The sequence below is a fragment of the Pelomonas parva genome, assembly GCF_043555835.1.
Classification (GTDB): domain Bacteria; phylum Pseudomonadota; class Gammaproteobacteria; order Burkholderiales; family Burkholderiaceae_C; genus Pelomonas; species Pelomonas parva.
In genome coordinates this window covers 285062-310998 of record NZ_JBIGHV010000007.1, presented here as the reverse complement: position 1 = coordinate 310998, position 25937 = coordinate 285062, and the positions used below count along the sequence as shown (strand labels likewise).

The following is a 25937-nucleotide window of genomic DNA, read 5'->3' as shown; positions in this document are numbered from 1 at the left end:
ATACCAAATTCAACACACCATGTTCCTCGGCATCGACCTCGGCACTTCCGAGATCAAGCTGCTGCTCCTCGACGAGCAGCACCGCATCGTCACCACCGCCGGCGTGGCGCTCACCGTGCAGCGCCCGCAGCCGCTGTGGAGCGAGCAAGACCCCGCCGCCTGGTGGGCCGCGCTCGATGCCGGCATGGCCAAACTCAAGCAGGACCACGCCGCCGCGCTGGCCCAGGTGCGCGCCATCGGCCTGTCCGGCCAGATGCATGGCGCCGTCACGCTGGACGCAGCCGGCCAAGTGCTGCGCCCGGCCATCCTGTGGAACGACGGCCGCAGCGGCCCGCAGTGCGCCGAGATGATGGCCGCCTGCCCCGAGCTGCCCGACATCACCGGCAACCTCGCGATGCCGGGCTTCACGGCGCCCAAGCTGGCGTGGATGCGCCAGCACGAGCCCGCACTGTTCGCCCGGGTCGCCAAGGTGCTGCTGCCCAAGGACTGGCTGCGCCTGCAGCTGAGCGGCGAGTACGTCAGCGAAATGAGCGACGCCGCCGGCACGCTGTGGCTGGATGTCGCCAAGCGCTGCTGGTCGCCCGTCGCGCTGGCGCTGACGGGCCTGAACGAATCCCACATGCCCCGCCTCGTCGAAGGCAGCGCAGCCAGCGCCACGCTGAAGCCCGAGCTGGCCGCGCGCTGGGGCCTGCCCACAGGCATCCCCGTCGCCGGTGGCGGTGGCGACAACGCCGCCAGTGCCGTCGGCATGGGTGTCGTCAAGCCGGGCGACGGCTTCCTGTCGCTGGGCACATCGGGCGTCATCTTCCTGTGCAACGACGCGTTCAGCCCCAACCCGGCCCGTGCGGTGCATGCCTTCTGCCATGCGCTGCCCGACACCTGGCACCAGATGAGCGTCATCCTCAGCGCCGCCAGCGCGCTTCGCTGGGCCACGCTGATGCTGGGCATGCCCGGCGGCGAGGCCGACCTCATCGCCAAGGCCGCCGCGCTGACCGACGCGCAGCGCCAGCAGGCGCCCATCTTCCTGCCCTACCTGAGCGGCGAACGCACGCCGCACAACAACGCCAACGCGCAAGGCGTGTTCTTCGGCCTCACGCATGAGCACGGCGCCGCCGAGATGGGCTATGCCGTGCTGGAAGGCGTGGGCTTCGCGCTGCTGGACGGCTGGCAGGCGCTGCAAGCCGGCGGCGGCCATGCCGACCAGCTGTGGCTGGTTGGCGGCGGCGCGCGCAGCGAATGGTGGGCCAAGCTGCTCGCCTCGCTGCTGAACGTGCGCCTCGTCAACGGCGTTGGCGCCGAAGCCGGTGGCGCGCTGGGCGCCGCGCGCCTGGCCTGGCTGGCCACGGGCGGCACGGTGGACGAGGTCTGCCGGACGCCCGACATCGCCCGCGTCGCCGAACCCGATCCCGCGCTGGCTGCCGCCTTGCAGCCCCGCCACGCCCGCTTCAAACGCCTGTTTGAGGCGCTGCGCAGCGAGTTCGTCTAACCCCTTTCTTCACCACCACAGGCTCATGCCGTCTTCGGATGGCAGGGCCGCGCTTTGCCCAAGATGAACAGCCTCGACCAACTCCGCCAACACACCACCGTCGTCGCCGATACCGGCGACTTCGAGCAACTCGCGCAATTCCAGCCGCAGGACGCGACCACCAACCCGTCCCTCGTGCTGAAGGCCGTGCAGCAGCCGCGCTACCGCACGCTGCTGGAGCAGGCCGTCGCCGCCAATCCCGGCGCGTCGGCCACGACGGTGACCGAGCACCTGCTCGTCGCCTTCGGCGTCGAGATCCTCAAGCTCGTGCCCGGCCGCGTGTCCACCGAGATCGACCCGCGCCTGTCGCACGACACGGCCGCATCCATCGCCACAGCCAAGCGCCTCATCGAGCTGTACGCCGCCGCCGGCGTGCCGCGCGCCCGCGTGCTCATCAAGCTGGCCTCGACGTGGGAAGGCATCCAGGCCGCGCGTGAACTGGAGCGGCAAGGCATCCACACCAACCTGACGCTGCTGTTCTGCCTGGCCCAGGCCCAGGCCTGCGCAGATGCCGGCGTAAAGCTGATCTCGCCCTTCGTGGGCCGCATCTACGACTGGTTCAAGAAGACCGCCGGCCACAGCTGGAACGAGGCCGCGATGGCCGGCCCCAACGACCCGGGCGTGCGCTCCGTCGAGGAGATCTACCGTCACTACAAGCGCCACGGCATCCAGACCGAAGTGATGGCTGCGAGCTTCCGCAACAGCGGCCAGATCATTGCGCTGGCCGGCTGCGACCTGATGACCATCAGCCCCGCGCTGCTGGCCGAGCTGGCCGGTGCCAGCACACCCGTCGAGCGCCGCCTGATGCCGCACGAAGGCCAGGTCGAAGCCGCTCCCCCCGCGCTGACCGAAGCGCAGTTCCATGCCGCCCTCGCCGCCGACGCGATGGCCCGCGACAAGCTCACCGAAGGCATCGCGCAGTTCATCGCCGACACGGAAACGCTGGAACAGCTGATTCGTACTCACCAAGGCTGAGAAGTTATGCAACACGACCTTACCCTCGCCGCCAACGCGCTGCGCATGCTCGCCGTCGACGCGGTGCAGCAGGCCAACTCCGGCCACCCCGGCATGCCCATGGGCATGGCCGACATCGCGGCTGTGCTGTGGAGCAAGCACCTGCGCCACAACCCCGCCGACCCGCTGTGGCCCGGCCGTGACCGCTTCGTGCTGTCCAACGGCCACGGCTCCATGCTGCTGTACGGCCTGCTACATCTGAGTGGCTATGACCTGCCGATTGAAGAGCTGAAGGCCTTCCGCCAGATGCACAGCAAGACGCCCGGCCACCCCGAGGTGGGCCTGACGCCGGGTGTGGAGACGACCACCGGCCCGCTGGGCCAGGGCCTGGCCAACGCCGTCGGCATGGCGCTGGCCGAGCAACTGCTAGCCGCCGAGTTCAACACCGCCGACCACACGCTGGTGGACCACCGCAGCTTCGTCTTCGTCGGCGACGGCTGCCTGATGGAAGGCATCTCCCACGAGGCCTGCTCGCTGGCCGCCACCTGGGGCTTGGGCAAGCTCGTCGTCATCTACGACGACAACGGCATCTCCATCGACGGCGATGTGAAAGGCTGGTTCGGCGACGACACACCGGCCCGCTTCGAGGCCTATGGCTGGCGCGTCATCCGCAACGTCGATGGCCATGACTTCGCGGCCATCGACGCGGCGCTGAACGCCGCGACCGAAAACGTCGGCAAGCCCACGCTGATCTGCGCGAAGACGCAGATCGGCCACGGCTCGCCCAACAAGGCCGGCGGCCACGACGTGCACGGCGCACCGTTGGGCGCCGCCGAAGTGGCGGCTGTTCGTGAAGCCCTCAACTGGCCGCACGCGCCCTTCGTCGTTCCTGACGAAGCCCGCGCGCCGCTGGACGCGCGCGAACGCGGCGCTGCCGCTCAGCGCGAATGGGAAGCGGTGCTCGCCAGCCATCCTCGGGCCGAAGAGTTCACCCGCCGCATGCGTGGCGAACTGCCCGCCGGCTTCGATGAACAGGCCGCCACGCAGCTGAACGCCACCGTCGCCAAGGCCGAGACCATCGCCTCGCGCAAGGCCTCCCAGAACAGCATCAACCTGCTGGCTGCCGAGCTGCCCGAACTGCTGGGCGGCTCGGCCGACCTGGCGCCGTCCAACCTGACGCAATGGAAGGGCTGCCGCTCGGTCGAGAAGGCGACCGCCGGCGGCAACTACCTGCACTACGGCGTGCGCGAGTTCGCGATGGTCGCCATCCAGACCGGCATTGCGCTGCACGGCGGGTATCGCCCGTTTGGCGGCACCTTCCTGATGTTCTCGGAATACGCCCGCAACGGCATCCGCATGGCCGCGCTGATGCGCACCAACCCCATCTACGTCTTCACGCACGACTCCATCGGCCTGGGCGAGGACGGCCCGACGCACCAGCCGGTCGAGCAGGTCGCCACGCTGCGCCTGGTGCCCAACCTGGACCTGTGGCGGCCGGGTGACGCGGTCGAGACGCTGGTGGCCTGGCAGACCGCCGTGCGCCACCGGAACACACCGACCGCGCTGGTGCTGTCGCGCCAGAACCTGCCCCACCAGGCACGCGACGAACAGACACTGGCGGACATCCAGCGCGGCGGCTATGTGCTGATGCGCGAGGCGGCGGACAAGCCACTGCAGGTCGTCCTCATCGCCACCGGCTCGGAGCTGGACCTGGCCGTGCAGGCGCAGCGCCAGCTGGCCGACAAGGGCGTCAACGCGCGTGTCGTGTCCCTGCCGTCCTGCTTCACCTTCGAGCAGCAGGACGCCGCCTGGCGCCGCAGCGTGCTGCCCGCCGGTGTGCCGCGCGTGGCGGTCGAAGCGGGTGTCACTGCGCCGTGGCGGCAATACGTCGGCCTGGAGGGCGCCGTCGTCGGCATCGACACGTTCGGCGAGTCCGCCCCAGCGGCGGCGCTGTACGCGCACTTCGGCATCACGGTGCAGGCCGTCGTCGCTGCGTCGCTGCGGTGCCTGGGGGGTTGAGCCTGGCTGTCGTCCCGCAGCTTGCCTATCGCCGGTTGGTCAAGTGAACCTGCGACGCGTTCCAGGCGCGTCCAGCCTCGTGTTTCTCAGGGATGATCCAACCATGGCTTCATCACTGAAACTCGCCGCGCTGACAGCTGCCCTGTTTTCGTGCCTGCCCCTTGCCTCTGCACAGACCGCCGCAACAACGGCGCCGACGAAGAGTCAGGTGCAGGAGGCCATGAAGTCTCAGCTTCTCGCACCTCCAGAGGGCTTCAACTGGCAGCTGTACAAGAACGTCGTCTTCCTGAAGCCGGCAGCTTGGAAGGCGCGTGAGATGACGCAGGACCTTGCAGGGGTTGCGATGTCCACTTACGCAACGAGTCCCGAGGACTTCTCGCGTACCCAGCATTTCGAACTCGGCGCAACCATTGAACTCATCAGCGGCAGTCAACGCATTCGCGGCATCCCGGCCAAACGGTTCGTGCTCGGCTATCTGAAGCCAATTGTTGACAAGCACAAGGCAGAGGACGTCTTGATGTTCGAGCAGAAGTCTCAGGGCGACGTTGAGCAAACCTTCTTCCGCTATCGCGATGCGCCGCCAGGCCTGGTGCCCGTCATCGTCCACAAGTTCATCATCGCGAACAACGCCACGGACCGCGTCAACGTCTTTACGTTCGAGAGTCCCGTCGAAACGTGGGATGACAACTGGGCAAAGTACGGAACCCCCATCATCAGCAAACTGAACCTCCTGCCCCATGTGCCGTCTGAATAGTTCGGACTGAATCACGTCGCCGGGGTTCTTGCTGCTCCCCGGGGTTGAGGCACCCGACCACGGGCGACGGCCGCTGCCCCACTTTCGCTGCCCCGGAGAATGCGGCAGCGTTGTTGCCCGCATCTCCAACCCATGTCTCTGCGCCCGCCACTCCGCCACGGCCTGCCGGTGGAACCCGTCGCACGCTGGGGGCGGGCCGGCTTGTGGGCGCTGGCCCTGGCCCTTGGCGCCTGGACGCTGGCCGACCCGGATCGGGACGCCGCGCAGATCGTCACTGCCCTGGGCTTCATGCTGCTGCTGGCGGCGCTGGCCGCGCGCCACCCGGACCGCTTCCGCCTGCAAAGCCGGCTGCGCCAGCCCGACCCCAACCGCATCCAGCTGCTCGGCCCGGTGGCGGTGGTCGCGCTGGGGCTGGCGCTGCGCGCGCTGGGCTCCTACGACGTCATCGCCGGACCGGAGCTGCTGACGGCCAGTCTGCTGGCCATGCTGGCGCTTGGCCTGACGCTGTGGGCCTGCATCCGCCGCGCCTCGCTGTGGATGTGCCTGGCGCTGGGGCTGGTGATGGGGGCTGCCCTGGCGGTGCAGGCCAACGGGCTGCAGCTGTCGGCAGCGCGGCTGGCGGATCAGGGCCCGATCGCGCAGAAATACCTGGCCGGCCGGCGCCAGTCGCCGACGCTGCTGATCGCCGGGGCCGAGCGCACCGTCGCCGTGCGTGTGGACGCAGCCAGCTACGAGCGCGTGCCGCTGGGCAGCCCATGGTGCGTGTGGGTGCGCACCGGGCTACTGGGCATCGAGGTACGGCGCATCGCGGCCTGCGCTTGACACTCGGCTGGCGCGCCACCACCCGCACACCAAGGCGGCCTCAGTACAGCCGCACCGCCATGTCGAAATGCCAGGTGCGGCGGATCTCGACCACGTCGAAGTCCTTCAGCAGCGCGGCCGGGAAGGCCGGGTAGTTCTCCTGGCTGCGCACGATGCGCGTGATGGCCTCGTCCACCGCCGGCACGCCGCTGGAGCGCACGAAGGTGATGCTCTCCACCGAACCGTTGCTGCGCACCGCCACCGTGACGACCGCGTCGGTGTGCGGCTGCCGGGCCACGTCGCGCGCGGTCTCGACGGTGATGTTGGACTCGATCTTGCGCCCCCAGGTCTCGCCGTAGGCCGCCAACTCGGCATTCGCGTCGATGCGGCCCAGCAGCCGGCCGCGGCGCGCCGGCACCCAGTCGGGCCGCTTGCGGTCAGCGTCACGTTGGGCGGCCTCCGCGTCGAGCTGGCGGCCGATGGCGCGCTTGCGGGCTTCGCGCTGCTCTTCCTCGGCCTGCGCCTGGGCTTGTGCTTGCGCCTGGGCGGCTGCCAGCCTGGCGGCCTCGATGCGCAGGCCCTCCTGGCGCACGGCCTCCAGCCGGCTTGCTTCCTGGCGCGCGGCGGCCTGGCGGGCGGCCTCGGCGCGGGCGGCATCCTGGCGTGCCGCGTCGGCCCGGGCCGCCTCCTGCCGCAAGCCTTCAGCGCGCGCCGCCTCGACCTGCTGGACGCCTTGCGCACCATCCAGCCGCGACGCCTCCAGGCTCGCCAGCTCGGCGCTGCGTTCGCGGGTCTCGCGCGGCCGCAGGCTCTCGCTGGCCCGGCGCAGCGCTTGCACCGCCGGCGCCGACGCGGCCGACAGCACCGCCGGCGCCGAACGGATCTCCAGCCGTGAGGCATCGAGCTGGGCCAGCTCCGCCGACCGCTCGCGCGCATCGATGGCGACCGGCGCGCGGGTCGCCGGGGCGGGCCGGCGCAGCGCTTCCACGGCCGTGCCGGATGCCGCCGCGAACACCGATGGCGCCGCCTTGATCTGCTGGCGCTCGGCCTCCACGCGCGCCAGCTCGGCCGTGTGTTCGCCGGCCTCGCGCTCGCTTTGCGCCAGCCGGGGCTCCCTGGGCCGGGTCAGGCGTTCGACGGCGGGGCTGGATGCGCTGGCCATGGTCGCCACGACAGGCGGCGGCACGGCGGATGCCGCCGACGCGGCGGGCACGGCCCAGGCCGCGGCGACCGGACGCTCGACGGCCAGCACGGGCGGGGCATCGACCGGGGGCGGCGGCGGCAGGACTTCTGGCGCCTCGTCGCCCGGCGCCTTCGCGGCCTCGCGCGACAGCGCTGGCGCGAGGACTTCCGGCACCGGCGGTGCAGCCACTGCGGGCGGCGCCACGTCGGCGTTCAGCACGACGCGCAGGTCTGTCGCCTCGGCTTGCCACGGCAGGCCCAGGCCCGCCCGCCCGGCGCCGTCACCGCCGAAAGTGAGGCTGAGCAGCAAGCCGTGCGCCACCAGCGACACCAGCACGGACGGCGGCAGCCGCCGGCTGCGGCCCGGGTGGGGCCAGCCGGCCACGGCGACGCTCATGCCCACGTCGCCGTCTCCCGCCTTGATTCCATCTGCCTGCATGCCATCGGCGCGATTGTCAGCGCCAGCGCGCGCAGGCCGGGGCGCGCCCGCCCCCTCAAAGCCGGGTCCTGGCGTCGGTGCTCAGTGCTCGTGCCCGGGCCAGCAGGCGTGCGGGGCCTCGCTGTCATCGCCCTGGTAGCCGATGCGGATCAAGGTCGCCGCTGGGTTGGTCGAAGGCGCGAAGCGCGGGTCCAGCGCCTTGGCGATGCTGTCGGCCAGGCCCTGCAGGTGGGCCCGCCGCGTGCGGTCGCCGCGTGCGGCGCCGGCACCGACCACGCCCTTGAGCTCGACCAACTCCGCCCGCACGCCGGCCTGGCCGTCGTCCTGGCCCAGCGGGTTGGCGATGCTGAGGCGTGCAGTCAGCGTGTCGACATAGTGGCGCTGCAGGTTGCGGCGCGCTGCGGGAATAGCCGCGCCGCCGGGCAGTTCGGTGAACACGCTGCGGCGCAGGTCGGCCAGCAAGTCCTCCAGCCGGTAGGCCCGGGCGCCAAGCTGGGCCTCCTGGGCCATCAGGCGCTGCGTGCGCGACGGGGCGAGCAGCTGGCGCAGCAGGCCGCGCTGACCCATGCTCAGCGATTGGGACCCCTCCGACAGGCTCAGGCGCAGGACTATTGCCGCGTCGAGCAGCCACTGCGTCGCGTCCTGCTCGCGCGCCCACAGGTTGAGCTGCTGGCGGTCTCGCTCGGGCGTCTTGGCGCTGGCGATGGGCATGTAGCCCCAGCGGTGGCGAAGACGTCCTAGTGCGCGATCTTCGGGATCAGCAGCGCGGGGTCGACCTTGTCCTCGGGCTGCGCCACCTAGTGGAAACGGCTGTAGTCCATCAGCGACGGTGTGTGGCCCATGGCCTTGAGCCACTGCAGGTCGCGCAGCTTGGCCACCGGGTACAGGGAGCTGCTCTTCATGTTGTGAGGGAAGCCCAGCGAGTGCCCCACTTCGTGCGTGACGACGAAGGCCATCAGCTCGCCCATCAGGTCGTCCAGTCCCTGACCTATAGCATGTGTCACCGTAGATCGGCTGCTAAAAAATCCCCTTTTGATACCGGCGCAGGACAGTTGGTCGCCTTGGGAAACAATCATCGCGTTGATTGTAACGCTCGCATGGCATCGCTAGTATCGGCTGCCGCTGCCGAAATGCTAGAGCATTTCCGGGAGACCAGCGGCATCGGAAGTTTGATCCCCGCAATCTCAATTCAGAGAAAAGAGGAAGACAGATGAAAAAATCGCTCGTTTCGCTTTTGTTGGCCGCCACGGCAAACGTCTTGATAGCAATCCCGGCAATTGCCTCCTACGCCAACTCTGGGGCACAACCTTATTATGCACCTTCGCATAACGAGGATGGCGGCTGCCGCGAAGCCGGGTACGCTGAAGACGATATGACGCTCTACTACTACTGGAGTATCCCTGCCCTGGCCGACGGTGAGAGCGTTTCCATACCCTCAACCGTGCAGCACATGTCTTGGACCGCCCCTTGGCAGCCACCGGCCCCGTGGCAAGGTTATGAGTACACCTTCACCTGCAACAACGGCACACTATCCAGCCCCAACACTAGCCAGTATGGCGGCTGGGATTAACGCAAACCAACCATGGGCATCGGTCCAAATCATTGCTCCAACCAGAATGCAATCTCCGCAGGCTTGCACCATAAGCCAGTAAACTGAGAGAGCGCAGGCTCCGAAAACAATACGGAGCAAGCAGTGATCATGGACCGTGTCCAATGCGTTCAATCCCTGCCCGGGATATCGCTGCTGGAGCTCAACAACAGCTTCGGCAGCGATTTTTCGCGCGCGTAGGCGCCATTGAGCCTGCGCCCCTAACACATTCCTGACGCCCACTGAACTTGCCGACGACGCAGGCTTGGGCGACCAGCATGACGCTTGAAGGACAGTCTTCGGGCCCGACAGCCTCCTGGAGGCTCATCTGGCATCATGCGCGCTCCGCGCGAGAGGCCCCGGCGTATGGGTTGCTGGCATCCCTCGGTTGAGCGCACCGAGTGCGCGGCGGTGACACTGCGAACGCGAGGCTGCCCCCGGGCTCGCCGCCCTGCACGTTGGCGCAGCTGAATCTCACCAGGCCTTGAACCGCCCCGTGATGTGCAGCAGGTTCATGAACTGCAGCAGGCCGTCGTAGTAGCGCCACTGGCCGGTGGGCGGTGCCAGCGCCCAGAAGTCGTCGACGAAGCGCTTGCCCAGGGACTTGTCGACGAGCAGCGCGGCCACGGCATTGCTGGACATCAACCCCTTGGAGGGCTCGTCGTTCAGCGGCTTGCCGTCCAGTGTGTAGAGGTGGGGATAGGGCTTGCCACCGGCCCCCTGAGCAGCGAAGAAGCTCAGCAGCTTGGTGCTGAGCCCGGCAGCGGCCGAGTTCTTGCCCCACCAGGCCTGGTCCACGCTCCAGTTCACCGCCGTGCGGAAGGCGTCGTAGCGGAAGTCCTCGTGGCCCTCCAGCACCTTGGGGCGGCCGTCGAAATGCGCGTAGTCGGGCGTCAGGCCGGTCTTGGGGTGGGCGGCCTTGTTGAAGTAGGCGCGGCTGATGTCGGCAATCTCGCGCCAGCGCTGACGGTCCTCGGCCTTGGCCGCGCGGCGCGCCCAGATCTCGTAGAAGGCGGGCAGGTGGTAGGACGGGTCGCTGAAGTCGGCCGCGTCGCCCACCGGCACGAAGACGACCTGGCCGTGCTGGGGCGAGAACATCGAGCGCGCGCCTTCCTTGATACCGCCGTTCATCGTCTCCTTGTGCAGCATGGCCGTCAGGATCTCCTGCGCCTGGGCCTCATAGTTGTACACGCCGGTGCCGCTGCCCCAGCGCGACGCGGCCATCAGCAGCGCGGTGGCCATGTACTCCTCGCCGTCGGAGGCGGGCACGGCGTTCTTGCCGAAACCGGCACAGCCCTCGGGCTTGCACTGCCAGCGGAAGTAGCTCTGGCGCGGGCTGGAGCGGTAGCGCATGTGCGTCCAGGTCCAGTTCCACAGCGCGTCGAACTCGGCCTTGCGGCCCATCTGCACAGCAATCATCATCCCGTAGGACATGCCTTCGCTGCGCACGTCGTCGTTGCCCACGTCCAGCACATAGGACGCCGGGCCGTCAGGCGTTGGCGCGGCGGGGAAGACGATGCGCTGGTCCTTGCCGCCCTCGAACAGCGACTTCCAATAACCGGCCAGCTTGGCGGTGATGTCGGCCTCGCTGATATCCGGCCGCAGCTCGCGCAGCAGGTTGCGGTACTCGCCGCTTTCCGCAGCACCGGCCGTCGCCACCGTGCCACGCTGCGTGCCGGGCTGCAGCACCAGCTTCTGCAGCAGCGCGTTGTCGTCCAGCCGCCAGACGCGGATGACGTGCCGGCCCGCCGGCAGCGTGACCGCATCGGCGCGCAGCACGAAGCCGTTGCCGATGACGGCGCTGTACCAGTCCCGCTTCTCCTTGGTGTCGGCGGCGTTGGGCGTGGGGGTCAGGTTCAGCGTCAGCGTTTGCGCGGGACGGTCGCCGATGGCCACGGCCACGCGGACACCACCGATCTTGCGCACGTCCAGCGTGGGCAGCATGTGCAGCTGCAGCGTCCAGCTGCCGGGCTGCGCCAGATCCACGTCGTACTCCAGGCGCACGTTGTCGGCCACCGTCGTGGGCGCGCGGCCCTGCGGCAGCGCGAGGACGGCGCCCTGGCCGTGGCCCAGGTTGGGAATGGCGGTCCAGGTCAGGCCCTTGGCGCTGCTGGCGCGGGCGAACTGCGTGGCTTCGATGACGTGGCCATCAGCCGCAGCACCCTGCTTCGTGGCAGTGAGCTGCCGCTGCACCGCCGACGCATCGGCCGTGCCGGCCACACGCTGCACGGCCGGCATGATGTCCTTGTCCGGCTGCTGCCAGTTTGTGTAGCCGATGTGGGTCTGCAGCATCATGCCGTCCCACTTGCCGCCCGCGAGGGCGTGGTACTGGTCACGGATGGCCCGGTCGCGTGCGAAGGCGGCCTCGGCGCGGTCGGCGAAGACGTTGGCGCGCGGGTCACCGGCCTTGGCGAGCTTGTTGTTCCAGGCCGCCGCGTAGTACAGCCGGTACAGATTGCCCAGCGCGATGACGGGGTGCTCGACCAGCTGGAAGTAGGCGTCGAGCTGGTCCGCGCGCAGCCCGGCCTTGACCTTGGCGACGCGCGCTTCCAGCGCATCCCACTCGGCCACCCGACGGCCGAAGTCGCCGCCATCCAGCGCATCGGCGGTCGCGCTGCCCAGCGGGAAGGTGCCCGGGTCGATCAGCTCCGGCTTGCGGCGCGCGGCGTACTGGGCGTAGCGCGTGACCAGCTCGGCGATCTCGGCCGCCTGGGCCGTGCCAAAGGTGGCCGCCGCCCAGGCCTGCGGGTAGGCATTCAGCGCGTCTGGCGTCATGGCCTTGGGCGCCCAGGCCATGTCGAGGAAAAAGTGGATGGGGTACTCCACCGGCTTGATGTCACCGACGTTGACGATCCACAGCGCATCGGCACCGTGCTCTCGCGCCAGGTCCATCTGCTGCCAGACCTTCTCGATCTGGTTGGTGTTCAGCCACTTGTAGTTGCGCGGCGCACCGACGTAGTCGAAGTGGTAGTACACGCCGTAGCCGCCGGGACGCTTGGCCCCAGGCTCGGGCAGGCGGCGGATCTGGCCCCAGTTGTCGTCGGCGAACAGCAGCAGCACGTCGTCGGGCACCTTCAGCCCAGCGTCGTAGTAGTCCTGCACTTCCTTGTAGAGCGCCCACATCTGCGGCGTCTGCTCGGCAGGCTTTTTCGTCACATCGGCAATGATCTGGCGCTGATCCTTGACGATGCCTTCCAGCAGCGTGGTGGCCGTGTGCTCGCTCATCGGCTCGTCGCCGTCGCCGCGCATGCCGACCGTCACCAGCGTGTCGAAGGCCGTGCCGTCGGGCCGGCCCATCATGCGCTGGATGCCGCCGCGCCAGAACTCGCGCAGCTGCGGCGCGTTCTTGGCGTAATCCCAGGCACCGCCCTTGTTGCGCTGCCACTCGTCGTGCGCGCGGCTCATGGGCTCGTGGTGCGAGGTGCCCATGACGATGCCCATCTCGTCGGCCAGCACCATGTTCTGCGGGTCGTCGGCCAGGAAGGCGCGCGGCGGCCACATCGCCGGCCACAGGTAGTTGGCCTTCAAGCGCAGCAGCAGCTCGAACACATGCGTGTACATCTTGGCGTTGGTGCCGCCAAACTTCTTCTGCGCCCAGGTGGTGAGCGCGGGCGCCTCGTCGTTGATGAAGATGCCGCGGTACTTGACGTGCGGCTGGTCGCCGCGCTGGCCGGCCGTGACGAACACGTCAGTCTTTTTCTCGACCGGCACATCCGCCCAGAAGTGCCAGGGGCTGACGCCGATGCGCGCCGACAGGTCGTAGGCACCGAACACCGCGCCGCGGCGGTCCGAGCCGGCGATGACCAGCGCCCGCTCCACGCCCGGGAAGGGCTTGTCGACGACGACCTGGCGGAAGGCTTCCCACTGCCCTTTCAGGTCGGCCGCCTTGATCCTGCCGGCGGCCACCAGCCCGTCCACCAGCGGGCTGCGGCCCAGCTGGCCGATGACCACCACCTCACGGCCGGCGCCCGCCAGGCCGCTCAACTGCAGCGCCTCGCGGCCGGCCACCCGCCCGAGGTCGGCGGCGAAACTGCGGCCCACGTGGCGCAGCGCCGGGTCGGCCCCGGCTTCGACAATCACAGCGGCCGGCTGGCCGGCACGCACCAGGCCGAAGCTCTGGCCGGCATCACTGGCGCAGATCGAGGCCGGCATGGTGCAGGCAAGCACCCCACCGGCTCCCGCGCCGAGGAGAATCCCGACGACGAGTCCTCTGAGAACAGCGAGTCGCGCGGGGCGGTGGAGGGTGTCAAAGGAAATCATTGCAGCTCATGGTTGCGCGAACATGGGCAGTTTAAACGGCTTGATGTTCTAATATATAACCTGGGAAACCACTAAATTTGATCGCCGAACCAAAGTCTATGATAGCGATACCAATCATCAAAGACGTTCGCAAATCAAGATGACGATCTCCCGCCGCTGCCTCGTGCAGGCACTCGCCCTTAGCACCGGAACTGCGCCCCTCGCCAGCCTCGCCGCACAGAGCAGCGGGGCCACGCTGGACCAGTTGGCCCGGGCCAAAGGGGTGCGCTTCGGCAGCGCGGTGGGCAACTCCGGCCCCCGAGCCCCGTTCCGCGACACGGCTTACCGTGAGCTTGTCGGCCGCGAATGCAGCGTGTTCGTGTGCGAGAACGAAACGAAATGGCAGTGGTTGCGGCGTGATCCGTCCAAGCCGTATGACTTCCGTGCGGCCGATGAGATGTTCGCGTGGGCCGAGGGGCTGGGCATGGCCCTGCGCGGCCATGCGCTGGTGTGGTTCGAACCGAAGTGGCTGCCCGCCTGGGTCAATGCGCTGAACTACGGCGCCGGCGACGGCAAGGCGGCCACGCAGCTGCTGACCGAGCACATCACTGCCACCTGCCGCCACTATGGCGAACGCATCGAGAGTTGGGACGTGGTGAACGAGGCCGTGCACCCGGAGACGGGCGAGATGCACCGCAACGTCTTCAGCGCCCCCTTCGGCGGTGGCAGCGAGGGTGGCGTGGCGCAGATCGACCTGGCCTTCCGCCTCGCGCGTGAGCAGGCGCCCAAGGCCGAGCTGGTCTACAACGACTACATGGACTGGGGCGCCGCAGGCGCCAAGCACCGCGCCGGCGTGTTGCGGCTGCTGACCGAGCTCAAGCGCCGCGGCACGCCCGTGCAGGCGCTGGGCCTGCAGGCGCACATCGGCCACCCCAAGCCGGGCACGCCCAAAGACATGCCCGCCGAGCGCGCGGCCGAATGGCGCCGCTTCCTCGACGACGTCCAGGCGCTGGGCCTCGACCTGCTCGTCACCGAGTTCGATGTCAACGACCGCGGCTTGCCTGCCGACATCGCGCCGCGCGATGCCGAGGTGGCCGCCTTTGCGCGCGACTGGCTGGACGTGACCCTGGCTGCCCCGCGCCTGCGCCGCTTCCTGTGCTGGGGCTTGTCCAACAAGTACACCTGGCTGCATGGCTTCGAGCCCAGGGATGACAAACTGCCCAAGCGCGGCCTGCCCTACGACGACCAATTCAACCCGACACCGCTGCGCCAGGCGCTGGCCGACGCGCTGCGCGCCATGCCAGCGCGCTGAATCTCATGACGACGCTCACCGACAGTTCCCCCAACCAGATCCGCGCGGCTTGCGAAGCCGCTTCCCAGGCAGCCCCAGGCTGGGCCGCCGCGCCCGTTGTGCAGCGCGCCGCGCTGCTGCGGGCGCTGGCCGATTCGCTGCAGTCCGCACGCGAAGCCCTCGTGCCGCTGGCCGATGAAGAAACCCACCTCGGTACCGTGCGTCTGAATGGAGAGCTGGACCGCACCTGCTTCCAGCTGCGCGGCTTTGCCGACCAGATCGAGGCCGGCCGCGCCCAGCCGGTGCAAGACGACCCCGCCGTGCCCGGTGCCCCACCCGCCGGCCGCCCGCGCCTGACACGCATTGCCGTGCCGGTCGGCCCGGTGGCCATGTTCGCGGCCAGCAACTTCCCGTTCGCGTTCAGCGTGCTGGGCGGCGACACGGCCTCGGCGCTGGCCGCCGGCTGCACGGTCGTCGTCAAGGCTCATCCGGGCCACCCGCTGCTGTCGCGCGCCGTGTTCGAGCTGGCCACGGCCGTGCTGCCGGCCGGTGTGCTGCAGATGGTGGAAGGCGCGGGCATCCCGGTCGGCGTGGCGCTGGTGCGCGACCCGGCCATCACCGCCGCCGCCTTCACCGGCAGCGTGCGCGGCGGCGTGGCGCTGTGGCGCGAGGCCAATGCCCGCCCGCGGCCCATCCCGTTCTACGGCGAGCTGGGTTCCATCAACCCGGTCGTCGCCCTGCCCGGCGCGCTGGCTGCCAACGGCGCGGCGCTGGCGACTCAGCTGGCCGGCAGCATCGCCATGGGCTGCGGCCAGTTCTGCACCAGCCCCGGCGTCGTCATCGTGCGCGACGACGAGGCCAGCCAGGCCTTCGTCAAGCAGCTGGCCGAGGCGCTGGCCGCTGCCAACCCGCACGCGATGCTGAATGCCGCCATCCGCGCCGGCTTCAATGCCGGCGTGGCCCGCCTGCACGGTCGCGCTGGCGTGAAGTCGCTGCTGGCCCTGCCCGCCCGCGAGACGGCGCCGGGCGCCCACCTCGTCGCCACCGATGCCGCCAGCTTCCTGGCCGATGAAGTGCTGCGAGAGGAAGTCTTCGGCCCCAGCTGCGTCATCGTCACCGTGCGCGACGCGGCCGAGACGCTGCAGGTGCTGCATGCCGTCGAGGGCACGCTGACCGTCACGCTCTGGGGCGCCGACGAAGACACGGCCGACAACCGCGAGCTGGTGCGCGCGGCCCAGGCCATCGCCGGCCGCGTGCTGTTTGCCGGCGTGCCGACCGGCGTGGCCGTCACCGCCGCACAGCAGCACGGCGGCCCGTGGCCGTCGACGACGAACGCGCTCACCACCAGCGTCGGCTATGCGGCGATGGAGCGCTTCCTGCGTCCCGTCGCGCTGCAGGACGCGCCGGGCTGGCTGATCGCCGCGCGAGGCCAGGCATGAGCGTGAAGAAAGTGGAAGACCTGCGCAGCGCGCGCTGGTTCGCCAAGGACGACTTCCGTTCCTTCGGCCACCGCAGCCGCGTGCTGCAGATGGGCTATGGGCCCGAGGACTTCATCAACAAGCCGGTCATCGCCATCGTCAACACCTGGAGCGATGCCAACCAGTGCCACACCCACTTCAAGCAGCGGGTGGAGGACGTCAAGCGCGGCATCCTGCAGGCGGGCGGCTGGCCGCTGGAGCTGCCGGCGATCTCGCTCAGCGAGAGCATGGTCAAACCGACCTCCATGCTGTATCGCAACTTCCTGGCGATGGAGACCGAGGAGCTGCTGCGCAGCCATCCGGTCGACGGCGCCGTGCTGATGGGCGGCTGCGACAAGACCACGCCCGGCCTGCTGATGGGCGCCATCAGCATGGGGCTGCCCTGCATCTACCTGCCCGCCGGCCCCATGCTGCGCGGCAACTGGCGTGGCCAGGTGCTGGGCAGCGGCAGCGACGCCTTCAAGTATTGGGACGAACGCCGCGCCGGCCGCCTGTCTGACCAGGCCTGGGCGGAGATGGAAGCCGGCATCGCCCGCAGCCACGGCACCTGCATGACGATGGGCACGGCCGCGACCATGATGGGCATCGCCGAAGCCATCGGCTTCACGCTGCCGGGCGCCAGCAGCATCCCGGCGCCGGACGCGAACCACACGCGCATGTCCGCCGAATGCGGCCGCCGCATCGTGCAGATGGTGTGGGACGACCTGACGCCCGCCAAGATGCTGAGCGCCGGCAGCTTCGCCAACGGCATCGCCGTCGCCATGGCCATGGGCTGCAGCACCAACGCCATCATTCACCTGGTGGCCATCAGCCGCCGCGCCGGCCTGCCCGTGACGCTGGACGACTTCGACGCGGCCAGCCGCCACGTCGGCGTCATCGCCAACATCCGGCCCAGCGGCGACCACTACCTGATGGAAGACTTCTTCTACGCCGGCGGCCTGCCGGCCATGATGAACGTCATGCGCGACAAGCTGGACCTCACTGCGCGGACCGTCAACGGCAAGACCGTCGCCGACAACATCGAAGGCGCCGAGGTCTTCAACGCCGACGTCATCCGCCCGCTGGACAAGCCCATCTACGCCGAGGGCGCGCTGGCCGTGCTGCGCGGCAACCTCGCGCCCGACGGCGTCGTCATCAAGCCCAGCGCCGTCGCGCCGCACCTGCTGCAGCACACCGGCCGGGCGCTGGTGTTCGACGACTACCCGAGCCTGAAAGCGGCCGTCGACGACCCCGACCTGGACGTTACCGGCGACGACATCCTCGTGCTGCGCAACGCCGGCCCCAAGGGCGCCGGCATGCCTGAGTGGGGCATGCTGCCCATCCCCACCAAGCTCTTGAAGCAAGGCGTGACCGACATGCTGCGCCTATCCGACGCGCGCATGAGCGGCACCAGCTACGGCGGCTGCCTGCTGCACTGCAGCCCCGAGGCCTTCGTCGGCGGCCCGCTGGCACTCGTCAAGACGGGCGACCGCATCACCGTCGACGTGCCGGGCCGGACCATCCACCTCGAAGTCAGCGACGAGGAGCTCGCCGCCCGCCGCGCCGCCTGGACGCCGCCGCCCGCGCGCTACGAGCGCGGCTACGGCTGGATGTTCGGCCGCCATATCTTGCAGGCCCACGAGGGCTGCGACTTCGACTTCCTTGAAACCCAGTTCGGCGCGCCGGTGCCCGAGCCTGTCATCTACTGATCCTCATGCATCGACGCCGCAGTCATCGCAGCGCCATGAAGCCGAGCATCGGGCTGTCGCTGCTGTTGACCAGCCTGTCCTGTGCAGCGGTGTCGCCGCGCGTCGGGCCCTGCAAGGCCGAACAGCTGGCGGGGAGTTGGGCCGGCGTCTCGGCACTCGGTGACGGTGTGGCTGTCCTGCTGATCCTTCAACCCGACAAGTCGGGCCACTTCGAGATCTGGGCGAAGGAGAAGAACGGCGTGGCCACGACCCTCCAGCGCCGCATCGAGGCATGGGACGCCGCCGCCGATGGCACGATCAGCTTTCGCAACCCTCCGGCACCGGCTGAACGCAGCGTCACGGCGCTCAAGGCTGCGAGCGTGTGCGTCGTTGATCGGCCGAGCACCATGAACGCGACGTTCTGGGTTCAGGACATCGCCTACGCTGAATTGACGCTGGAGCCCCTCGACACCTTTCTCGCCCGGCGCCGCCACCTCGAACAGTTTTATCGCGCCATCGGCGCGCCCCACTGATCCAAGATTCCTAGAGACCTCGCCATGAATCCCGATACCCGCAAGAAGCTGATGGGCGTCAGCACCGCCACGCTGTGCACGGCGCTGTTCAAGCGCGGCCTGAAGAACCAGTTCATCCAGGGCGTGCTGCCGCTGAACCCCGGCCTGCCCAACATGGTCGGCCCCGCCTACACGCTGCGCTACATGCCGGCGCGCGAGGACTTGAACGGCATCGAGGTCTTCAAGGACCGTACCCATCCGCAGCGCGTGGCCGTCGAGGAATGCCCGGCCGGTGCCGTGCTCGTCATCGACAGCCGCAAGGACGCCCGCGCAGCCTCGGCAGGCGGCATCCTCGTCGCGCGGCTGATGGTGCGCGGCGCGGCCGGTGTCGTCACCGACGGCGGCTTCCGCGACAGCCCCGACATCGCCAAGTACACGATGCCGGCCTACCACTCGCGCCCCAGCGCGCCCACCAACCTGACGCTGCACCAGGCCATCGCCATCAACGAACCCATCGGCTGCGGTGATGCGCCGGTGTTCCCAGGTGACATCGTCGTCGGCGATGCCGAGGGCGTCATCGTCATCCCGGCCCATCTGGCGGACGACATCGCCAACGAAGCCGTCGAGATGACCGTGTTCGAGGACTTCGTGCAGGAGACCGTCATGGCCGGCCGCAGCGTGCTGGGCCTGTACCCGCCCACCGACCCCGACGTCGCCGGCCTCTTTGCCGCCTGGCGCCAAACCAAAGGCCGTTGATGCTGATGAAAGCCGAGAGCAGCAGCGGACAGGCCCAGCTCAAGCGCGGCAACCGCATGGCGCTGATCCGCCAGTTACGCGTGCAGCCGGGTCAGTCGCGCGTGGACCTGGCCCATGCCCTCGGCCTGACCAAGTCCACCGTCAGTGCGCTGGCGCGTGAACTGATCGACGAGGGCTGGTTGGTGGAGCGCGACGTCATCGTCACCGGCGACATCGGCCGCCGCCCGACGCCGCTGTTCGTCGACCCGACGCGGCTGCTGCTGCTGGGCACCCAGGTCGGCATTGGCGTTGTGCGCGTGGTGCTGACCTCGCTGACCGGCGAGGTCCTGCAGGCCCAGAGCGCCAGCTACGACACCAGCCTGGACGTTCAGGCCTGCATCCAGGAGCTGACCCACACGATGCTGGACGTGGCGGCCGAGTGCGGCGAGGCGCAACGCATCATCGGCATCGGCGTGGGCCTGCCCGGTGGCGTGGACCAGGCTGGCGACCAGCTCGTCTTCGCACCGCACGTGCACTGGCACCAGGCGCCTTTCGGCGCCCTGCTGCGGGAGGCACTGCAGGGCACGCCGTTGTCCGGCGTACCCGTGTTCATGCAGAACGACGCCGACGTTGCCGCCTTGGGCGAGACCGAGTTCAACCCTGGGCCCTCGGCCGACCCGCTACTGTTGGTGCTTGTCGGCGAAGGCGTCGGCGCAGGCCTCGTCGTGGGCGGCCGGCTGCTGACCGGCGCGCGCGGCCTGGCCGGCGAGGTGGGCCACATGGTGTTGCAGATCGACGGCCCGCTGTGCTCCTGTGGCCGCCGTGGCTGCGCGGAGGCGTTGATCGGCAACCGGGCCCTCATGCAACAGGACGGGGATGCCCCTGACCTGGCCAAGGCTGGGCAATACCTGGGTGTGCTGCTGCAGAACCTGGCCGTGGCCTACGACCCCGCGTGCATCGTGCTGGGCGGCCCGGCCGTTGCGTTGGGCGATGCCCTGCTGGGGCCGGTGCGTGCCACGCTGCAGCAGTACGCCCAGGCGGCTCGCCTGCCCGAGCCGACGCTGCGCGTGGCCCGCTTCGGGGCGGATGCGATCGCCGTGGGGGCGGCGGCGCTGGCGGGGTATCGGTTGACGCAGCCGACGTTGGCGTAGGGCGGGTCGCGACCCGCCAAGCCGGTCGGCATGACGCCACCAAACGGCGGGTCATGACCCGCCCACTGGGCTCACATGGCTCAGGGTGCCGAGCCGGCAAGCAATTTGGCCGTGCGCCGCAGGCCCGCGAAGATGGGGGTCGCCACCCTCTCCGGGTAGCCGGCAGGCAGTCGGGCTGCGACGGCCGTGATCGCTCCCTCGAGGTCCTTCAGCACCTCTTCGATGACGTCTTCCGCACTTTCGCGCTGAAAGAACTTTGCAGCCGTCGCGTTGAAGTGGCGACGCTGGATGTCCTTGAAGTTGTAGTGCCGGTTCTTGCTCTGCAGCGCCATCGCGAGCTTGGCCTTGTGCCAGGAGAACTGGCTTGCGCCGTTTCCTTCAACGGGCCAGATGGACATCACGTCGTAGAGCGGCGTGAGCGCGTAGCGGCCGCGCGGCAAGATGCGCAGGCTGAAGTTCTTGGCGTGTCCGTCGGGGGCGGCCATCATCCAGAAAAGCAGTTGCGTCTTGAGAAAATTCCTGAGGTCGGCTTGCGCGTTCACGGAGCCAGCGAGAACACGGGCGATGTCCGCGATGCCGGGCCCGCCATCGGCCTCGTACTTGCGGTGGGGCGCCGTGCCACTGACTTGGCAGAAATCCTCCTGGGGGATGCGCAGCAGCCACGTGCCCGAGGAGTGCATCTGGCGGTCGAATCGCTCGACGCAGAGAACCTTCTGCCCCCCGAACTGGAGAATCTCGGTCTTGGCCGTCGGCAGCCCGAGCTCTCGCATCAGCTCCATGCAGAGCCACTCGTTCTCCACCGACGTGCCGAAGTCGGCCTTGCGCGCACCCACCAGCCCGATGGGCAGTTTCAGGATGTGCGAGGTCGGGGTGGAGCCATGGGGACGCTTCCACTGGCCGTCATGCCACAAGAGCGCCGTCTTCTCTTGGGCGCCCGCAAGCGAGATTCGAAAGTCGTCATCTTCTCCGCCCAACTGCTCGCCTGAACCCGCTGCCGCCAGCAGCAGCGCCTCCACCTCACCATCGCTGAGCGACGTGCCCTCAAGGGTTGCGACGTTGACCGGCGACTCGTCAGCGCCGAGCAGTTGGACGGTGCCCACGCAATCACGCCCGATGGCCTCCAGCAGGTCAAATGCCTCCAGCGTGTCGGTTCTGAACCGGGTGGCCAAGCGCTTTCGGATGGACTCGCTGTCGGGCAGCAGGTTCTCGAAGTAGTTGTTGACCAGCGTGCCGCGCAAGGCCTGCGCGCCCGTGAAGGGCATGGACAGCGACAGCGGGCGACCTGCCTCCGAAGCCATCCAGCCCGGGTCGTAGACGAACTCCATCTCGCCACGCGCAGGGATGGTCCAGGTGCCCACCCGCTCGCCGTTGGCCCAGACCGATAGCGCCCTGGCGTGCGTTGGACGCCCCATGCTTACCACTCCACGTTGCCACCGGTCGGCACGCCCACACGGCCCTCGCTGCCGGTAGATGGCGGGCCGACCCGAGTCTGCACCTGCAATTCAAGGCCCAGCACAGCCATGACGGCAAGGAGCTGGTCCACCCGCATGGAGTCCGGGTCGGTCTCCAACTCGGACACACGGTTCTGGCTCAGTCCAAGTTTTGCGGCCAGCTGCTTCTGGCTGAGCTTGGCGCTTTTGCGCACGGCTCGAAGGACAAGACCAACCTGGCTGGGAACGGAGAGGATCTGGTTCATAGGTCGAGGCTGCCAATATATCGCCAATACCGATACTCGAAATATATCGCCATCAGCGATAAGCGCCAAACGTCGCCATTGGCGATGTTTTCGGACTGATCAGACGATCGAACCGCTCAAGCGCCCGATGACCTGAAGGACAAATGTCAGCCAACAAAAAGCCCCCGAGACGGTCTGTCTACGAGGGCAGTCAAGCAAGTCAGGCCAAGAGCCTCAAGGCGTCCATCGACCTGTCAGTTCACGGAGCGTGCATTCAATGGAGCCAGCCAGGTCAGGCGCGCGCATCACCCCAGCGCAATGGCCGTGCCTCGTCGCCCACATAGCTGGTGTGGCCGCTGCGGTCGACGCAATAATGCGGCGAAATGATCATCTCGCGCACCGTCATGCCCTCGCCGATGCGGGTGTGCTCGATCAGCACCGAACGCTCGACAGTGGCGCCGCCACGCACATGCGAGCCATGGCCGATCCAGGTCGGGCCGATGATCTTGGCGCCGGGCTCGATACGCACGTTGGAGCCGATATAGACCGGCCCCTCGATCAGCACCCTGTCCCAATCCACCGACGTGTTCAGGCCAACCCAGACCTGTGGCTTGACCTCGCGACCCGGCATGTCCATCTGGGCCACGCCACCGGCCATCACCTGCTGGGTCACAGCCCAGTAGTCGGTCACGCGGCCGATGTCGATCCAGTTGAAGGACCGGTTCTGCGCGAAGAATGGCAGGCCCTTCTCGACCAGCAGCGGGAACAGCTGGCTGCCGATGTCGAACTCCACGCCCGGCGGAATCAGGTCCAGCACGGCCGGCTCGAAGATGTAGATGCCCGTCGACGCCAGCAGGCTCTTGGCGTCCTCGGGCTTGGGCTTTTCCTGGAAGGACGTCACCCGGCCTTCAGCATCGGCGACAACGATGCCGTAGTTCTTGGTCTGCTCGCGCGGCACCTCGAAGGTCACCACGCTGGCGATCGCACCCTTGGCCTTGTGTTCGGCCACGGCGGCAGCAATGTCCAGATCGATCACCGCGTCACCGCACAGCACGATGAAGGTCTCGTCGAAGAAGCCGCCGAAGTCCTGGATCTTGCGCATGCCGCCGGCCGAGCCCACCGGCTTGCACACCACCTCGCCCTGCTCCCGCACGCCTTCGTAGGAGTAGCCAAGCTCGACGCCCCAGCGATGCCCGGAGCCGAAGTAGTTCTCGATCTTCCAGTGCATGAAGGCCACGTTGACCATGATCTGCTTCACGTCATAACGCGCCAGATGCTCGACCAGGTACTCCATCACCGGCTTGCCCAGGATGGGCACCATGGGCTTGGGTGTGTGCTTCGTCAGCGGCCGCACCCGCGTGCCCTGGCCCGCAGCCAGGATCATTGCTTTTGCCATTTCTACTTCCCTCGTCAGTACAACAACGAATGCCTAGCAAGCCGCGCGCCTGCCCAGCCCACTTCAGACCGTGGCGCCGCGACCGATGCCGTAGTGCTCAATGCCCAGCGCCTTCATCAGCTTGGGGTCGTAGAGGTTGCGGCCGTCGAACACGACCGGTGCCTTCAGCGAGCCCTTGATGGCGTCGAAGTCCGGCGTGCGGAACTCCTTCCACTCGGTGACGATCAACAAGGCATCAGCGCCCTGCAGGGCAGCTTCGGCGCGGTCCACCAAGGTCACGTCGTCGCGCGGCCCCAGCACGCGGGCCGTCTCGGGCATGGAGACCGGGTCATAGGCCGCCACCGTCGCACCGCGCTTCGTCAGTTCGTCAATGATGACCAGGGAAGGCGCTTCACGCATGTCGTCGGTGTTGGGCTTGAAGGCCAGGCCCCAGATCGCGAAACGGCGGCCCTTGAGGTCGCTGCCGAAGCGCGCGACAACCTTGTCCACCAGCACGTGCTTCTGGCGCTCGTTGGCCTCTTCCACGGCCGTCAGCACCTTGAGCGGGATGCCAGCGTCGGACGCGGCCTTGACGAGCGCCTTCACGTCCTTCGGGAAGCAAGAGCCGCCGTAGCCGGCACCGGCGTAAAGGAATTGATAGCCGATGCGCGGATCGGAGCCGATACCGCGGCGCACCAGTTCAATGTCCGCTCCCACGCGCTCGGCCAACAGAGCCAGCTCGTTCATGAAACTGATGCGCGTTGCCAGCATCGCGTTGGCCGCGTACTTGGTGAACTCGGCGCTGCGCACGTCCATGACCACCATGCGATCCTGCGTGCGGTTGAACGGCGCGTACAGCGCGCGCATCAGCAGCGTGGCCTGTTCGTCGTCGGAGCCGACGATGATGCGGTCCGGCTTGGAAAAGTCCTCGACCGCAGCGCCTTCCTTCAGGAACTCCGGGTTGGAGACGACGGCGAAGGCCATGTCGCCCAGGCCGCGCTTGACCAGCTCTTCCTTGACGGCCGCCCTCACCTTGTCGGCCGTGCCCACGGGCACCGTGCTCTTGTCGACGATGACCTTGTAGTCCGTCATGCGCTGGCCGATGGAGCGGGCTGCGGCAACGACGTATTGCAGGTCCGCCGAGCCATCTTCATCCGGCGGCGTGCCCACACCGATGAAAAGCATCGTGCCGTGCTGCACGGCCATGTCCACATCGGTCGTGAACTGCAGGCGACCGGCCTCCACATTGCGGCGCACCACTTCCAGCAGGCCAGGCTCGTGGATGGGGATCTGGCCCTCGTTCAAGATGCGAATCTTCTCCGGGTTCACATCCAGGCACACCACATGGTTGCCCATCTCGGCCAGGCAGGCGCCGGTGACCAGGCCGACATAGCCGGTGCCGATGGCGGTAACTTTCATACTTGGACCTCAAAAAACGTTACGGGCACTTGTAACGCAAGCACGTGACGGGCCGACGGAGCGACCGGCTCAAACCTTGTAGTAGTCCCGATACCAGGCGACAAACCGCTTGATGCCCTCAGGCACCGGCATCTCGGGCCGGAAATCCGTCCAGGCCGCCAGCTCCTCCACATCCGCATGCGTTGCCGGCACGTCGCCGTCCTGCATGGGCATGAAGTTCTTCACCGCCTCGCGCCCCACCGACTGCTCGATGGCCTCGATGAAGCTCATCAACTGGATGGGCGCATGGTTGCCAATGTTGAAGATGCGATAAGGCGCGCTGGAGCGCGCCGGGTCCGCCTGGTCGGGGTTGTAGCCAGGGTCGGCGGTGGCCGTGCGGTCCAGCACGCGCACCACGCCTTCAGCGATGTCGTCGATGTAGGTGAAGTCGCGAATCATCTTGCCGTGGTTGAACACGTTGATGGGCCGCCCTTCGATGATGGCCTTGGTGAACAGGAACAGCGCCATGTCCGGCCGGCCCCAAGGCCCGTACACCGTGAAGAAGCGCAAGCCCGTCGTCGGCAACCCGAACAGGTGCGAGTAGGTGTGCGCCATCAGCTCGTTGGCCTTCTTCGTCGCGGCGTAGAGGCTGATGGGATGGTCGACGCTGTGATGCTCGGAGAACGGCATCAGCGTGTTGCCGCCGTACACGCTGGAGCTGGACGCATAAGCCAGATGCTGCACGCCGCTGTGGCGGCAGCCCTCCAGGATGTTGGTGAAACCGACGATGTTGCTGTCGATGTAGGCGTGCGGGTTTTCTATGGAATACCGCACGCCGGCCTGGGCGGCCAGGTGCACCACCCGGTCGAAGCGCTCCTCGGCGAAGAGCTTGGCCATGCCCTCGCGGTCCGCCACATCCAGTTTCACGAAGCTGAAGCCCGGCTTGCCCGTCAGCCGCGCCAGCCTGTCATGCTTGAGCTGGACGCTGTAGTAATCGTTCAGGTTGTCCAGCCCCACGACCTGGTCGCCGCGCGCCAGCAGGATCTGGCTGACATGCATGCCGATGAAGCCGGCGGCGCCGGTGACAAGAACTTTCACGATGGGTTCCTAAGCTGCGCGGGTGAACTTTGTGCGCGCGATTGTCCAACAGCCGC

21 protein-coding genes are annotated in these 25937 nt (G+C 68.2%); 12 read left to right on the top strand and 9 right to left on the bottom strand.

Annotated features, from left to right (window positions below):
• Window positions 1–19: 19 nt before the first annotated feature.
• From xylB to ACG00Y_RS19755, 5 genes are all read left to right on the top strand, one after another.
• Window positions 20–1486, top strand: coding sequence for a xylulokinase (gene xylB / locus ACG00Y_RS19775; RefSeq protein ID WP_394481813.1), 1467 nt, complete (start codon window positions 20–22; stop codon window positions 1484–1486).
• 63 nt (window positions 1487–1549) lie between these two features.
• Entirely contained in the window at window positions 1550–2500 is a 951-nt protein-coding gene (gene tal / locus ACG00Y_RS19770) for a transaldolase (protein WP_394481811.1), read from the top strand.
• Between the two features lie 6 nt (window positions 2501–2506).
• Complete coding sequence (tkt, locus tag ACG00Y_RS19765; RefSeq protein ID WP_394481809.1) at window positions 2507–4498, top strand: transketolase; 1992 nt, start codon at window positions 2507–2509, stop codon at window positions 4496–4498.
• A 103-nt stretch (window positions 4499–4601) separates the two neighbouring features.
• Window positions 4602–5252: a hypothetical protein gene (locus ACG00Y_RS19760; RefSeq protein WP_394481807.1), complete on the top strand. Its 651-nt coding sequence runs from the start codon at window positions 4602–4604 to the stop codon at window positions 5250–5252.
• A 132-nt stretch (window positions 5253–5384) separates the two neighbouring features.
• Entirely contained in the window at window positions 5385–6074 is a 690-nt protein-coding gene (locus tag ACG00Y_RS19755; protein ID WP_394481806.1) for a hypothetical protein, read from the top strand.
• Window positions 6075–6114: 40 nt separating this feature from the next.
• Here the strand turns inward: ACG00Y_RS19755 and ACG00Y_RS19750 are convergent, their stop codons facing one another.
• The 3 genes from ACG00Y_RS19750 to ACG00Y_RS19740 all read right to left on the bottom strand — a co-directional run bounded on the left by ACG00Y_RS19750 (window position 6115) and on the right by ACG00Y_RS19740 (window position 8759).
• Window positions 6115–7674, bottom strand: a complete 1560-nt coding sequence (locus ACG00Y_RS19750) for a TonB family protein (RefSeq protein ID WP_394481805.1) — start codon at window positions 7672–7674, stop codon at window positions 6115–6117.
• 81 nt (window positions 7675–7755) lie between these two features.
• Window positions 7756–8385: a zinc-dependent metalloprotease gene (locus tag ACG00Y_RS19745; protein ID WP_394481803.1), complete on the bottom strand. Its 630-nt coding sequence runs from the start codon at window positions 8383–8385 to the stop codon at window positions 7756–7758.
• A gap of 86 nt (window positions 8386–8471) precedes the next feature.
• Window positions 8472–8759: a M57 family metalloprotease gene (locus tag ACG00Y_RS19740; RefSeq protein WP_394481950.1), complete on the bottom strand. Its 288-nt coding sequence runs from the start codon at window positions 8757–8759 to the stop codon at window positions 8472–8474.
• Between the two features lie 125 nt (window positions 8760–8884).
• Here ACG00Y_RS19740 and ACG00Y_RS19735 point away from each other — a divergent pair, with 125 nt between their 5' ends.
• On the top strand, window positions 8885–9244 hold the full coding sequence (locus ACG00Y_RS19735) for a hypothetical protein (protein WP_394481801.1): 360 nt from the start codon (window positions 8885–8887) through the stop codon (window positions 9242–9244).
• A gap of 492 nt (window positions 9245–9736) precedes the next feature.
• Here the strand turns inward: ACG00Y_RS19735 and ACG00Y_RS19730 are convergent, their stop codons facing one another.
• Window positions 9737–13414 carry a glycosyl hydrolase family 8 gene (locus ACG00Y_RS19730; RefSeq protein WP_394481799.1) on the bottom strand — a complete coding sequence of 1226 codons (3678 nt, stop codon included), beginning with the start codon at window positions 13412–13414 and terminating at the stop codon, window positions 9737–9739.
• Window positions 13415–13661: 247 nt separating this feature from the next.
• Between ACG00Y_RS19730 and ACG00Y_RS19725 the strand changes: the two genes are divergently transcribed.
• The 6 genes from ACG00Y_RS19725 to ACG00Y_RS19700 are packed head-to-tail and all read left to right on the top strand — an operon-like array spanning window position 13662 to window position 20335.
• A complete protein-coding gene (locus ACG00Y_RS19725) occupies window positions 13662–14813 on the top strand; it encodes an endo-1,4-beta-xylanase (RefSeq protein ID WP_394481798.1) in 1152 nt (383 codons plus the stop codon).
• 5 nt (window positions 14814–14818) lie between these two features.
• Window positions 14819–16231 (top strand): aldehyde dehydrogenase (NADP(+)), encoded by a 1413-nt coding sequence (locus ACG00Y_RS19720; protein WP_394481796.1) that lies wholly within the window; start codon window positions 14819–14821, stop codon window positions 16229–16231.
• On the top strand, window positions 16228–17958 hold the full coding sequence (araD, locus tag ACG00Y_RS19715) for an L-arabinonate dehydratase (RefSeq protein WP_394481794.1): 1731 nt from the start codon (window positions 16228–16230) through the stop codon (window positions 17956–17958). Before ACG00Y_RS19720 ends, araD begins: the two co-directional genes overlap by 4 nt.
• 35 nt (window positions 17959–17993) lie before the next feature.
• A complete protein-coding gene (locus ACG00Y_RS19710; RefSeq protein WP_394481793.1) occupies window positions 17994–18470 on the top strand; it encodes a hypothetical protein in 477 nt (158 codons plus the stop codon).
• Window positions 18471–18494: 24 nt separating this feature from the next.
• Complete coding sequence (locus tag ACG00Y_RS19705; RefSeq protein WP_394481791.1) at window positions 18495–19205, top strand: ribonuclease activity regulator RraA; 711 nt, start codon at window positions 18495–18497, stop codon at window positions 19203–19205.
• Window positions 19205–20335, top strand: coding sequence for an ROK family protein (locus ACG00Y_RS19700; protein WP_394481789.1), 1131 nt, complete (start codon window positions 19205–19207; stop codon window positions 20333–20335). Before ACG00Y_RS19705 ends, ACG00Y_RS19700 begins: the two co-directional genes overlap by 1 nt.
• Window positions 20336–20415: 80 nt before the next feature.
• On the opposite strand, the gene ACG00Y_RS19695 is transcribed toward ACG00Y_RS19700, so the two are convergent.
• The 5 genes from ACG00Y_RS19695 to ACG00Y_RS19675 form a co-directional block, all read right to left on the bottom strand.
• Window positions 20416–21747 (bottom strand): type II toxin-antitoxin system HipA family toxin, encoded by a 1332-nt coding sequence (locus tag ACG00Y_RS19695; RefSeq protein WP_394481788.1) that lies wholly within the window; start codon window positions 21745–21747, stop codon window positions 20416–20418.
• 2 nt (window positions 21748–21749) lie between these two features.
• Complete coding sequence (locus ACG00Y_RS19690; RefSeq protein WP_394481786.1) at window positions 21750–22031, bottom strand: helix-turn-helix domain-containing protein; 282 nt, start codon at window positions 22029–22031, stop codon at window positions 21750–21752.
• A 271-nt stretch (window positions 22032–22302) separates the two neighbouring features.
• Entirely contained in the window at window positions 22303–23406 is a 1104-nt protein-coding gene (locus ACG00Y_RS19685) for a nucleotidyltransferase family protein (RefSeq protein ID WP_394481785.1), read from the bottom strand.
• A gap of 63 nt (window positions 23407–23469) precedes the next feature.
• Window positions 23470–24804, bottom strand: coding sequence for a UDP-glucose dehydrogenase family protein (locus ACG00Y_RS19680; RefSeq protein ID WP_394481784.1), 1335 nt, complete (start codon window positions 24802–24804; stop codon window positions 23470–23472).
• Window positions 24805–24873: 69 nt separating this feature from the next.
• The gene (locus ACG00Y_RS19675) at window positions 24874–25881 is read right to left on the bottom strand and encodes an NAD-dependent epimerase (RefSeq protein ID WP_394481782.1); all 1008 of its coding nucleotides are present in this window, start codon (window positions 25879–25881) and stop codon (window positions 24874–24876) included.
• Window positions 25882–25937: the final 56 nt, after the last annotated feature.